Source organism: Paenibacillus sp. OAS669 (genome assembly GCF_014873645.1).
GTDB lineage: Bacteria > Bacillota > Bacilli > Paenibacillales > NBRC-103111 > Paenibacillus_S > Paenibacillus_S vulneris.
This window is the reverse complement of the sequence record NZ_JADBDR010000002.1, coordinates 380,474-393,880: the sequence shown is the minus strand read 5'-3', so window position 1 is coordinate 393,880 and position 13,407 is coordinate 380,474. Positions and strand designations below refer to the sequence as shown.

The window sequence follows — 13,407 nt, the reverse complement described above, 5'->3', positions numbered from 1 at the left end:
TGAACTGCTCAAAGATCCCCTTTCGCTTAAACGAAAAGGGGATCTTTGCTTTTTACGCAAACATCCCCTAAAAGATCTATCGATACAATCTGCTGCTGTTTGATTTTCATGTTCTCATTTCATGGCGGTGATGATCCCGCGTATCGACGGCGCATCCGGTGTAGGTTGATAAGAAACATTTTGAAAGCCCAATTTGTTCAGAGCGCTCTTTAAAAAAAGAAAGTTGAACCCGAACCCATCGGGGGGATACCCAAGACGATTCTCACCCCCATAATAGACTACTGCAGGTCTATCTAAGTCATGCAAGTCGAGTATCGATTCAATAACGATACGCTTCTTGGCAATCGTAGCTAAGCGTTCAAGAAGATGAAACGGGTGCCTCGTCTGATTAAGAATTCCGCGCACCACAACCCAGTCATAAGATAAATTGGATGTCCTCATGGTATCGAATTGTTTAGGGTACATTACTTCCACTCGAGAAGCAAGTTCTTGTTTTGCATAAAGAAAACAATAGCTGTCTCCATTGACGATGCAGGTTGTTTTTCCAGCACCCCTTAATTCTGATTCGAATGCATAGAATCCATCACCATCGCCGATATCAAGAACCGTCTCTCCTGGTACTAATCCGGCAAAAATAATATCTGCGCGTGCTTTGAACACTTCATAGGGAGCAACACCAGGCATTACACGACCATTTGCTAGTTTTATCGAATCGAACCAACGAATCCCTTGATGAAACGGAATAACAGGTAGCTTTGATGTGGCCATGAGGGAGCTGCTATGGGCCGTGTTCCTAATCTCAATCGGATTTTCGCCGCTAAATAATGCTGATGCAAGGGGACCAGAAAGCAAATTTTGGCGCCATATCCTTTCGCAGTAATTGTTAGAAAAGTAGTACGGGATAGCCTCTTGTTCAGATCTTATTTTGTCAATCCATTTACAATCACCCTGCAGTATTCGTTCTATCACAATGCGTGCTTCTGATATCCCTTGGGTTGCTCCTGCGATATCCTTTTGCAATAATCGTCCTAACAAATTTTGTTTATAAAACACAACGGGTGTACCGATAATAGCTGCTTCGATAGGAGAATAATGAACATGCCGGGGCTCTTGCGAGTGATAATACAGTAGAGCACAATCCTTATACAAATCGATAAGTTCTTCATCACTTACATGGCCAAGAACATTAGGATCATTGACAGAATTTTTTTGTTGTCCAATGATAACATGGGGAAGATCTCCGAAACTCTCCTTAAAATTTTTGTATATTTGGGCATAATAATAGTTATTATCATTAATATTTGGGCAGACAAATAATATGCGTTTATCTGTACCACGCCAAGTATTTTTATGCTTCCAGTAACTCTCGTTTAATCCGAGCGGCAGAAATACGGAACGATTTTTAAAATAAGGAGTTTCACATTCATCTAGCTGTTCATAACCTTTGCCGAACCAGAATCGATCTTTTACAGCCTCTAACCAAGAATAGACTCGATCCCCCATTTGAAGATGTAAGACCTTATCATAGGAATAGTCAGCTTGTAATCCGAAAGCACGAAGAACAATCTGTCCTTTATACTTGGTTACAACCTCTTGAAAAGGATAAGTTAACGGCATTGTAAAAACTGAACCAAAGTACGTATTAACAAAAAAAGTAATGTCGTGCCGCCAAGGATCAGAGTAAAAGTTAAATGAGTTCAAAGCATTAAGGACATCTTTGGGCACGGTTAAATCGGAATCAGCGGAGTAATCTACAGAACCGCTTCTAAAGGTCGAAACATCATCAGGTATTATTTTGGGTGTGAATACCTCAAAACCTAGCGAACGAAGTAAAGGAACCTCATAGGACATTAATGTTTTATGATTTAATAGCCACAGGATTCGACGATTTTTATTTTTCATCAACACCCTCCTCTTTCGTAATCCGATTTCGGCAAATCCATTTTATTCTGGGCCAAGACAAAGAAACGCCTAGTTAAAATTGATTTTTTCTTTAGTTGCATCATATTCATATTCATTCGCAGGCGAGCTCGACATTAGCCTGGGTCTCTGTAAAAGAAAACCGGGAACGGAATCAAAGAAATCGAGAGGGTATGGCTTACAGATGGTTAGATGAAATTTTTGTATCAAAAAAGCCTGCGTCCCCTCATTAAGAAGGCTGCAGGCTTATGTACATTCAAGAGTGTTTTTGCAGCGCACCGGCTACAAGAGAAGCATAAAATTCCGAGCCTTCCGCTTCCAGATGAACGCCGTCTGGAGCAAAGAAGCTGCTCTTGCCTTCGCTCGCTGCATACCAGTCAACCAGGGTTACCTTCGGATGGGTTTCAGCGACCTCGGCAATGACGGAGTTAACCTCATCCTCCCATTTGCGCGGGACTCTCGTGTTCACAAGGATGATTTGCTTGGCACTATCCAGCGAATCCAGCATTGACTCCAGCTGCTTTTTATTAAATGGACCGTTCGTGCCCAGCTCAATAATAACCCGGCTTCCGAGTGTACCCGATTCTTTATGCTGGTCGATAACATCCGCCGCTTCAAGGAATTGCCGCCCCACCTTGCCGTCAACGACAATACCCGGGAGAAGCTTCTCCAAATAGGGTGCTATATCCAGCATAACTGAATCGCCGATGGCCGTAATGCCTTTGCCCGGTGTCTGTTGAGGAAGCGTTGCACCTTCAGATGGCTTAGATAGGGGATTCGAATGGTCTGCGTCACCGCGCGTGTCCGGCTTTGCGGTATCCTCCGGATGCCGGCTTGCTTTCTCAGGATCATCGGTTGTTCCCGCTTCTTGCGGCAGAGGCTGATCGCTTTGGGAAGATGCCCCATCCATCCTGGTGTCTGTATGATCAGCTGGGGGGATGGCTGTCACTGGGACCGATCCGGCATCCTTCGATATCGGCTGAGCCGTTGAAACGTTGGACGCCAGGTTGTTGGAGCCGTATACGGCACTGACCGCCGTTTCAGAAGATATAATCGGCTCCTGCGTCCCACCGCTGCTGATTCCCGGCGTAGCATCCGTCTCACGCTGCAGCAGCCCGATGAACAGGAAGCCGACAAGAAGAACCGCGCATGCGACCGGAGTCCAGCGGACCAGAGAAAGCCGTTGGCGCGCGCGTCTTCGGATGCCCTCCTGTGCCTTCAGACGGTTCCAGGAACCGCGGCGAATCGGCTCCTCGACGTAACGCCATGACAAAGCGGCCAACAATATCGTTACGACCACTTGTATTGCTGCCCGAGTGAAATCCGGCTCATTGCTATTAGCAGGACTGCTCATGACAATAATCGGATAATGCCATAAATAGATACCGTAAGATCGGACACCAAGCCAGCGCAGAGGCTTGCATCCTAACACCTTGCCCAGCCAACTGACCGGGTGGGCAAGAACCGCCACCACCACTGCCGCTGCTACAGACAGCAGCGCTAGACCGCCACTGTACAGGAACTCGTCGTACTCATTCGTCTGCCAAATCATGTACAATAAAATGATTAATGCAGTGAATCCCATGGCATCGAGTACGAATTGTGCCCGCTGCGTCACACGGGGCGTCAGCCGCCGGCTCTGCCATACCATCGCCAGCGCCGCCCCGATGAGCAGGGCGAAGACTCGCGTATCAGTGCCATAATAGACCCTGCTCGGATCGGTCCCGGGCACATAAAGAATCGCCATGGCGATCACGGATACCAAGGCCCCAAGCAAGGTAACCCCTACGATTGGTCCTCTTCGGGGCATGCATCGCAGGGCAAACAGGAGCACGATCGGCCATAACAAGTAAAACTGCTCCTCAACGGCTAACGACCATAAATGCCCTAAAGGGGAAGGCGGGCCGAAGCTTTCAAAGTAAGACACTTTATGATAGATGAGCCACCAGTTGCTAACATACAACAGTCCAGCAGCAACCTCTTCCCGCAGCGCAAGAAGCCTGGACTTATCAAAGACGGCGAGCCAGACCACAACAGCCACAAGCATGAGCAGCAGCGCGGGAAGAAGCCTTCGAGCCCTGCGCATCCAAAAGTCCTTCAGATCGACAGTTCCCTTGCTCTTCCACTGCGCGATGAGCTGATCCGTTATTAGATAACCGGATAGAACGAAAAAAATTCCGACTCCGAGCAGTCCGCCCGGAGCCCATTTCATATTCAAATGATAAGCAATGACGGCAAGCACCGCTATGGCTCGCAGACCATCGAGTCCTGCCATATATCTCCCTTGACCGACAACCGGTTTAGGCATGACGAATGCCCCCTTTGCGATAGGGCATTCCTTGTTGGTTTTGGCTCATCTTATTTCTTTCCTTTCGATCGCACATGGGGCGTCATTCATCTCAGCTGTACCTTTACTATACACAGTCGCGAAATGGAAATCGTTACGAAAGGATTACATCTTTTCTTTCACATTTTACAGACTCCGAATTTCAGGCTCATTTATCTTATTACGCTGTTGGAACGGAATCAATTGGAACTTTTGTTCGCAATATTTGGCAAGCAAAATCGCCCTTAACTCCCTGTATTCAGCGGGTTTAAGGGCGATTCTCGTTACTTATTTTTTCTTCTTGAAATTAGCGTCATAGGCTGTCTGATAAATTTCCAGATATCTTTTCAGATTCATATTATCCAGGTTCTTCACGTAGGCATCCCAGTTTTTGTCAATGTCCGAATCGCCGGTTATGAAGCGCGCCATCATTTCCTTCACATGATCCAGAATCGTCTTCTCCAGATCCGCCAATTCCGAAGCCTGATCCGCGGTAAAAAAGACTGGAGGCATCACTTTCTCAATCGGCATTTGCTTCGGCTCCATCTTGGTCTTGGTTTCATTATACAGGATGACCTCAAGCGGCTGCTCCGGGTTCGCCACCTCGCCCAGCCGGAAATCATTGGAGCGATAGTTCGGTCCGGTCTGCGACCAGTTAACGTTTTGTACGCCGCCCCATGGGGTCAGCTGCTTCCAGATAGCCGGCTTGCCGTTAATGCCGATCTCCCCTTTTTCCGCGTAGCGCCATTCTACGCCCTCACGGCCTGCATACCATCTGAGCGTCGTATCGGGTGTATTGTACAGGAAATCCGCCAAGCGGAAGGCCGCTTCTGGATTTTTGGCGTTTTTGGTTATGACATACTGCCCGTTTCCAACGACATAAGGATGGTAAGCTGCGGTCTGGAAGCCGCTAGGTCCCTTCAACGGAGGGACCGCTACATAGGTTAGCCATCTTCCGCTGCTGCCTCCCAAAGTGGTCAGGGAGCCCATATTATGGCCGGAGGAAGCTCCCAGAATGACGGTGTCCGGATTTTCACCCAATTTTTTCAATTGGTTGTTATCTTGAGTCAATGCTTGCGGATCGATTAATCCTTCGGCATACAGCTTATGAATGTATTTCAAGCCTTCCTTCCACTCCGGCTTATTGTACGGCACCGACACCTTCCCGTTATCCAGATACAGCTTTTTATCGCCATGGTCATAGATGAAGGCGTTCATAAGGAAGGAGTCGAGCATCTGCGTGGAGAACAGATTGCTGCTGGAAGCCTGGATAGAGCCGGACAGCGGGATTTCATCGGCTTTGCCGTTGCCGTTGGGATCTTTGGTCTTGAAGGCTTTCAACACTTCGTAGAACTCATCGGTCGTGGTCGGCATCTGCAAGCCCAGCTTATCGAGCCATGGCTTATGAATCCACATTCTTTGCTGATACATGCAGTGATAGCATTCATTTACCTGCGGCAGCGCATAGATTTTGCCATCTGGAGCCGTGATCAGATCCTTGTAAAACGCATTTTCCTGAAACATCTTTTTCATCTCGATGCCGTACTTGTCAATCAGATCATTCAGCGGAAGAAACACGCCTTGGCTCCCATAAATCATCATCTGTGTCGGCGATACGCCGAAGCCCATAATTACGTCAGGATAATCGCCGCTGGAGAGAACCAGATTCAGCTTTTCCGTCGCCGATTTTTCCGGGGCTACCTCCCAATCAATATGGATGTTCGTTTTTTGCTCTAGCCATTTCGTGAACTCGTTGGTTGCAAAGTCCTCAACGGACGAGCTCCCCTTGACCAGTACCTTGATGGTCGTCTTTTCGTTGGTGATAGGAAATTGCCCCGGCGGATTCACCGCGACCTGTGACGACTTCGAAGGATCGGAAGGCGGAGCTTCCTCCTTCCCGGAGCAAGCGCTTAATACGATTCCCATACTTAGCAGCAGCGAGAGCGAGATGAGCGTTATTTTTCTCATTTGAACCCCTCCTAAGAGTTTCGCGGAGCGAAACTGACTTCGTAAGCATCAACTTTGAGTTTCGCGTAAGCGAAACTGACTTAGTAAGCATCGACAGATAGCCTCTGGCTACCCCTTCAACGATCCGATCATAATCCCTTTAACGAAATATTTTTGGACAAACGGATAAACAACCAGCAGAGGCACCGTTGCAACAACGATCAACGAATATTTCAGCAGCTCTCTCAAGCCCTCCCGCTTGGCCTGCTCCGCAACGTCCATCAGCATGTTCATATCCACGTCATTTTGCACAAGGATATCTCTGAGCACGAGCTGCAGCGGATATAAGCTCTGCTTTTTCAAATAAATCAAGGCATTAAAATACGAATTCCAGTGGCCCACCGCATAGAACAAAGCAATAACCGCAATAATGGGGCCGGACAGCGGCAGCACAATTTTCCATACAAATTGAAAGTCCGTGCAGCCGTCTAACTGCGAGGCCTCAAGCAGCTCGTCAGGAATCGTCGTTTGAAAATACGTTCTGGTGATAATCATATTCCATACTCCCAGCGCTCCGGGCAGTAGCATCGACCATGTCGTATTCAGCAAGCCCAGGTCCTTGACCAGCATATAGGTTGGAATCAAGCCGCCGGAGAACATCATGGTGAAGACGAACAGGAACATGAACACATTTTTGCCGTAAAAGTCTTTTCGCGACAAAGGATACGCAGCCAAGATCGTCATAACGACATTAATCAGCGTTCCCGCCACCGTATAATAGATGGAATTCATAAACCCGCTCCAGATCAGCTTGTGCTTGAATACCGCACTGTAGCCCTCCAGTGAAGGATGAACCGGCCACAGCCAGACCTTGCCCGATATGACGGCTTCCGAGCTGCTGATTGAAGCGCTTACAACATAAATCAAAGGATACAATATCGTAATCAAGAATAGTGACAAAATCGTATAATTGACCACGGTGAACACCTGATCGCTCTTCGTTTCCCTGATCGCCGTAGGTTCCAACGCCTGCTCCTCCCTCCGCTTACCATAAGCTGGCCTGTTTTGTTTTTTGGGCAATTTTATTAACCATGATAAGTAAAATCAGATTGATGACCGATTTGAACAAACCGATAGCCGTAGGATAAGAATAGTTCAACGCTTGCGAGGTCAGACCGACTTTGTATACATAGGTATCGATCACCTCGGAGGTGCGAATGTTCAGCGGGTTCTGCATCAATAGCACTTTCTCAAAGCCGACGTCCAGCATATGCCCTGTATTCATGATCAGCATAATAATTGCTATTGGCATGATCCCCGGAAGGTCGATATGCCACATCCGCTGCAGCTTGTTAGCTCCGTCTACGACGGCCGCTTCGTGCAGGGCCGGATCGATGCTTGCCAACGCGGCCAAATAGATGATGCAGCCGAAGCCTACACTCTGCCAAATGCCCGACCACACATAGATGGATTTAAAATATTCCGGCACACCCATGAAATTGATCGGGTTCAGCCCTATCAGCTTGAGCACATTATTCACGATGCCGTTCCTCGGCTCCAGGAGCTCGAGAATGATCCCTACCATGACAACGACGGAAATAAAATGCGGTGCATAGGTTATCATTTGCACGGATTTTTTGAACAGCTGATTCTTCACGTAATTCAGGCTAAGCGCCAGGATGATCGGAAACGGGAAGCCTGCCACCAGGCTGTACACACTGAGCAGGATCGTATTGCTCATTAATCTCCAAAACTCATAGGAATGAAAAAAACGGTCGAAGTGCTTGAAGCCCACCCACTCGCTGTCCCAGATTCCTTTGGTCACAATAAAGTTTTTGAAGGCAATTTGAGCGCCGTACATCGGAACATACTTAAAAATAATAATGTAAATCAATGGAAGTGCTATTAATGCATACAGCCTCCACCCTTTTCGTATTTTGGTGAATGGCGTTCGCGCTCTTGCTATAACGCCGGCTCCGGTTTGCACGCCTGATGTTTCTTTAAGCGCTTCCAATGGCTCACCCCCTCATTCTGTTTTTCTACGGATAGCGGATTATCCTGTCCAGATTCAAACGCTGCCGTCGTCCTTTCTCCACCTTACTCATCAGCGGTTTAGACGTAAATAGGATTGTGTGCAGCTCTATGTGCAGCCGTTCAGAACGGCTTATGTGCATTGTTTCATATGATATGCAATGGTTCAGAAAGCGCATTCAAATTACCTTAGAGCTGCGAAATGCTGTGGTGCTGACACCATTTATTCGTTTGAACGCCCGGCAAAACGTGTTAGAGGAGCTGTACCCCACCCGAACGGCAATTTCAAATACGTGCAGATCGGTCTCAGCCAGCAGCTCCCTTGCAAGCTTCATTCGAAGACCCTCCAGATAATCGGAAAAGTTGATGCCCGTCTGCTCTTTAAAAAATTGGGATAAATAGCCTCTGGAGATTCCCATTCGCTCCGCAACGGAATCCAGACTGATGTCCGGATCGGTGAAAGTCTCCTGCAGCAGGGCAATGATGCTGTCCAGCAGCTGCCCGTTCTGGCTCTTTTTATGATCATTGACGTAATTGCAAAGCTGCCGGTAAACGGCTGTATACGATAGATATTGCTTTTCCAGACCTTCGTAAGATGTCAATTCCGTAGTGACCAATTTCAGCTTATCCTGCAGAATTCCTTCATTCAGCCCCATCTGCGGCAAAAGCTTAATCAAAGTGCCTATCATCTCGTTCATGAATAATTGCAGCATGGGAACCGACAGACGTCTCTCTACAAAGTTGATTCGATGCAGATCGGTCAATACGGACTCCACCGCGGCATATTCGCCTGCCAGAGCCAGGTTGCTGAGCCGGATCTCCAGATCTGAAGGATAATAATACCCGCTGTGCTCCTGCGGTATTTCATCGTAACGGGCAGCGCCGTTTTGATTTCTCCACGATAAGAATTGAAGCGCCTGCTTCGCTTCCTCAAAGGATCGGGAAATATGCAGCAGCTCTTTGTATATGCCCCCGATGGCAAACCTTGTCCGCACATTCAGCTGTGCAAGGATCATTTCACCCACTCCGGGAAGCGCTTCTGCCAGGTACGTTAAATTAGGGTCAGGAATGTCTCTCCCGTACGCAATCAGAAGCGCAATTTGATCCTCTGCGAGATCATGCCAGTACATGCTGACCTTAAGCCCGCCGCGAAGCATTTCTTTGATCATCACCCTTTTGAGGTCAAGCTCCTCCAGAGAGGAGGCGTCGAATCCGCCGTCATACCCTTGCAGCTGAACTATGACGACAGAATAGTGGCTTCCCTGCGCTTCAATGCCAACATGCTGCAGCAGCACCGATGTATCCTTGGCCGAGAGAAAATCCCCTTTCAGCAGCCTCTCGAATAAAGCCGCTTGCAAGTAGGGAGCATGCTTTTTCATCTTGTCCGTCAGCTCATGATTGTTATCGATAAGCCTGGATACGGACTCCCGTATGAACCGGTAGGCATCGGGACCGGTCTCTGGTCTGCCTTCCATTCGTTCCATGATGGTTTCCATGATCGTTCTTAACGGGCGGCTGTTTCTGTAGGCGATCAGATAGGCAATCAACAGACCTGACGCAAGGAAGATAAGAGTCATGGCAAAAATGATTTTTTTGATATAAAGGACCTTTTTCAAGACAATATGATCCGGTTGGGCAACCAAGTACGTCCAGCCGTTGTACGATGAGGTGGTGTAGGTGATCCGCATGGGCTGGTTGTCTATCTGCTCCAGCATGCTTCCTTCCTTACCCGCCAGCTTGGAGCGCTGAATCCAGCTCACCGGTGCGTCAGAGGCTGAGGTGCTGATCATTTTCCCGTTCTGATCGATGATGTATGCCCAACCGCCGCCGGACAAATCCAGACCGCCCATCAGCTTCTGTACCTCCCGGTTGTCTATCGTAATCACAACGGCTCCTTGGGGGTAGCCGGGATAACCCAAGGAATGAATGTAGGTTAACAGAGTATACATATTACCGTTAACAATCACTTGATGGGACGGGAGCATACTGCGCTGCTGGTAAGAACCGATAATCATGTCTTTCCAGCTGTCCGCATCCAAGCCTACATAACGAAATGTATTGTAAAAATCAAACAGCCCGTATGTGGAATTTTCCGTAAATACGAGCTCGCTGTTCTTGTAGATAACAAAATAATGGAAAATAAAGTTATTGGTGAGGCTGAAATTTTGGATGGCTTTGCGGGTATCCCAAATGCGGTTGATGTTGGAGCCCTGGAACGGTTCGCGAATATGCTGAAACTGCATAATTCTCGTATCGTTAACGAGCTGGATGGCTATGGAGGAAAGCTCGGCCAAACGGCGGTCCAGGATGTCCCTGCTTTGCTGCAGAACATTCATATTCCCGGCCGTCACTTCCTTCTCCATCTCATGAAGTGTTTTATAGTAGATGATCCCTCCGACTAACAGCGGCAGCAGTAAAAACAGCAGATTGGGCACCAATAAACGAATAAACACCTGATGACTGCCCGCTTCCCGACCTTTGAATCTCCACATTTCGAATCTCCTCCATGCCCGAGACTTGACTCCATTGTAAAGGACTTTAGCGAGACCGACAACGAAAGATTACGTCGAAAGATACGCTGAGCTTTGTCGAAATTCATGCCCGAATAGCCTCAGAAGGGGTGCCATGGATTCGAGTGCGTTAAGGCACTCTGCGGGAAGCTCCGATTTGTATTACGCCATCATGCCAAAAAAGACTGTCCGCAGCAGCAAACTGCTGACGAACAGCCTTGAGGTTCTTTTACTATAGGTTAATAAATTAAGAGCCCTTCTTAATTACATCATGGTCTACATAACGCTCGCCGTTCAGCTCGCTGATAACGTTAATGGCTACCTTGGCACCGTCACCGGCCGTAACGATGGTATGTACACTGACACCCGCCGCCGTACCCGCTGCCCAAATGCCGGGAATGGACGTTTTTCCTTCCGGAGATGTATCGATGACGGTCTTGATTCTAGGTTCGGTACCGTCTTTGGTTTGCAAGCCGATATGCTGCGCCAGATCGACGAGGGCACCGGTTGCCAGGATGACATGCTTGCCTTCGTAACGCTCGTTTTCTGTCTCGACCTGAAAGCCTTCCCCTGCTTGGGTTACATTGCTAACCTTGGCATGCACCAGCTCGGCGCCGAATTTCACCGCCTGCTTCTGGCCAATCTCGACCAGCTCGGCCCCCGTCATTTCCATGATGCCGTAATGGTTTTCCAGCCAAGCGCGTTTGGTCATGCTCTGGTCACTGTCAATTAAAAGCGTTTTCTTCCCTGCTTTCGCTGCGAACAATGCGGCGCTTCCGCCTGCAGGCCCTGCTCCGATAATAACAATATCATACATGCTCGATACTCTCCCTTCATATTATCATTCGATGTCTAATGATGCCTGTCCATCCAAATACCATGCTACACAACTTGGAATGGAATGTCAAAATGCATTTCAGGCATCTCTTTCCATCCCATCAATAATATGCTAAATTAATTTCAAATCTACCCTACTATATCAGGAGGAGACGTACATTCGATGAACCGGAATCAATGGCAGCAGTTAGAGAACGGGATTTCTGAAGAGGAGCTGGCTTCTTGGAAAGCATCGATAGACGATGGCGGCTATTCCGCCTTTCACATGCTTTTGGAAGGGTTCAAGAATAAGCTCAAGCAATTTCAGGAGAGCGATTCGGACGCCGTCATCTCCTGGATTACCACGGCTCGGGAATTATTTCCCCAGCCTGAGCGGTTTAGTCCCTCTTGGTCCCAGGTCTGGGATGAATTGCAGCAAATCGCCGAGGTTAAGATCAAGCTTCTGCAAACCGTTGCGCCCGGCGAGCGGGAGGGAGAGTGGCAGCTTATTCTCGACAATCCGCATACGATTCAGGAAGTGGTATGCCACACAGGATTGTCATTTCATGAAGCAGCCTATCTCTACAGCTATTTCCGGCCGGGACTGCAAAAAAATGAGTACATACGGCTGCAAAAGGTTCAAAGCATGTACACGGAAATCGGTTCTTAACCCGATATTGACCATAGGAAACGCACAAAAAGCGCCTTTCTCTCGACAGCATCCGTGAAGACCTTAACGGTTTTCAACACGGAATGTCGAAGGAAATGCGCTTTTTATCGAGTTCTGCGCTTACCCGGGAAATGGTTGAATTTCGCGGGAAATTTTCTTACCAAGCAAAGACGGTCTTACCAGATTGCCCTGGGGCCGTTGCCGCAGCTATCGCCTGTTGATAATCACTTATTGCAAATCGCGCCCCCGGGGCATCCAACTGCAGCAGGCCCTTATGAACAAGCTCCATGATGCTGACGAACGGCTCGTGCCATTCCTGAACCTCTGCCTTCTCCACCCAATGACGCAGCCAGTACATGGCAGGACGGATCCCCGTTGTCCGGGCTAAGCGAACCCAATCGACCGGAATTCCGGATAGTAGGCCGACACTCACCACTATGCCTCCAAAGGAGATGCAGCTTGCCAGCTCCTCAGCCGCCGTACCTCCGAGGGAATCGATTCCGAATCCAGCCCCTCGCCCTTTCGTTATATCCATAACCGCTTCATGCAGTGATGTTGCAGATGTATTTATAACATACTCAGCCCCCTTAAGCAGCAAAGCTTCGGTATGTAGATCATTTCTTACAGCCGCAATTATGCGAAATCCAAACACTTGGGATAACTGAGCAAAGATCCGCCCTATGGAGGAGCCAGCTGCGTTGATCAAGACGAAGTCGCCCTCTGCATCAGCCAGGTACTGTTGACACAGAAGCCAGGCAGTCACCGGGTTAATGTACAGCTGGGACGCAGTATCATCGGAGATCGTGTCCGGGACAGGAACTGCCAGCTCCGCTGGTACCCGCACATAGTCCTGCCAAGTACCCTCTCCCCTGAGTGATAGAACCCGCCGGCCAAGCATGGATGCAGATACATTCCTTCCTGCCTCCACCACCTTTCCGACACCCTCATACCCGGGAATCATGGGAAGGGCAATCCGATGTGCGTAAGCTCCTTGGATCGGAATCAGATCAGACGGATTGATAGGGGAGCTTATCATTCGTACCAGCAGCTCACCCGGCCCGGGCTGTTCCAAGGGCTTATTATGAAGCTGAAGCACTTCAGACGGATGGCCAAACCGGCTGCAGCTTAAGTAGTAGGCATTCATGCTTTTCATTCTCCTTAACCGTTGTAACAGAATAGAAGCCGAT

At 48.6% G+C, this 13,407-nt stretch carries 9 protein-coding genes; 1 reads left to right on the top strand and 8 read right to left on the bottom strand.

Annotated features, from left to right (window positions below; all coding sequences use genetic code 11):
- Positions 1 to 114 precede the first annotated feature (114 nt).
- The 7 genes from GGC63_RS07050 to GGC63_RS07020 all read right to left on the bottom strand — a co-directional run bounded on the left by GGC63_RS07050 (position 115) and on the right by GGC63_RS07020 (position 11,551).
- Complete coding sequence (locus tag GGC63_RS07050) at positions 115 to 1,902, bottom strand: hypothetical protein (protein WP_192701687.1); 1,788 nt, start codon at positions 1,900 to 1,902, stop codon at positions 115 to 117.
- Positions 1,903 to 2,176: 274 nt separating this feature from the next.
- Complete coding sequence (locus tag GGC63_RS07045) at positions 2,177 to 4,228, bottom strand: acyltransferase family protein (RefSeq protein WP_192701686.1); 2,052 nt, start codon at positions 4,226 to 4,228, stop codon at positions 2,177 to 2,179.
- A 306-nt stretch (positions 4,229 to 4,534) separates the two neighbouring features.
- Positions 4,535 to 6,214 carry an ABC transporter substrate-binding protein gene (locus GGC63_RS07040; protein WP_192701685.1) on the bottom strand — a complete coding sequence of 560 codons (1,680 nt, stop codon included), beginning with the start codon at positions 6,212 to 6,214 and terminating at the stop codon, positions 4,535 to 4,537.
- A gap of 108 nt (positions 6,215 to 6,322) precedes the next feature.
- Positions 6,323 to 7,219 (bottom strand): carbohydrate ABC transporter permease, encoded by an 897-nt coding sequence (locus GGC63_RS07035; RefSeq protein WP_079909291.1) that lies wholly within the window; start codon positions 7,217 to 7,219, stop codon positions 6,323 to 6,325.
- Between the two features lie 19 nt (positions 7,220 to 7,238).
- Positions 7,239 to 8,207: an ABC transporter permease gene (locus tag GGC63_RS07030; protein ID WP_225948007.1), complete on the bottom strand. Its 969-nt coding sequence runs from the start codon at positions 8,205 to 8,207 to the stop codon at positions 7,239 to 7,241.
- A 196-nt stretch (positions 8,208 to 8,403) separates the two neighbouring features.
- Positions 8,404 to 10,716: a helix-turn-helix domain-containing protein gene (locus GGC63_RS07025; RefSeq protein ID WP_192701684.1), complete on the bottom strand. Its 2,313-nt coding sequence runs from the start codon at positions 10,714 to 10,716 to the stop codon at positions 8,404 to 8,406.
- Positions 10,717 to 10,981: 265 nt separating this feature from the next.
- Entirely contained in the window at positions 10,982 to 11,551 is a 570-nt protein-coding gene (locus GGC63_RS07020) for an FAD-dependent oxidoreductase (RefSeq protein ID WP_192701683.1), read from the bottom strand.
- Positions 11,552 to 11,734: 183 nt separating this feature from the next.
- On the opposite strand from GGC63_RS07020, the gene GGC63_RS07015 reads away from it, so the two are divergent.
- Positions 11,735 to 12,220 carry a hypothetical protein gene (locus tag GGC63_RS07015; protein ID WP_192701682.1) on the top strand — a complete coding sequence of 162 codons (486 nt, stop codon included), beginning with the start codon at positions 11,735 to 11,737 and terminating at the stop codon, positions 12,218 to 12,220.
- 157 nt (positions 12,221 to 12,377) lie between these two features.
- Here GGC63_RS07015 and GGC63_RS07010 read toward each other — a convergent pair whose 3' ends face one another.
- Positions 12,378 to 13,364 carry a zinc-dependent alcohol dehydrogenase family protein gene (locus tag GGC63_RS07010; protein WP_192701681.1) on the bottom strand — a complete coding sequence of 329 codons (987 nt, stop codon included), beginning with the start codon at positions 13,362 to 13,364 and terminating at the stop codon, positions 12,378 to 12,380.
- Positions 13,365 to 13,407 lie beyond the last annotated feature (43 nt).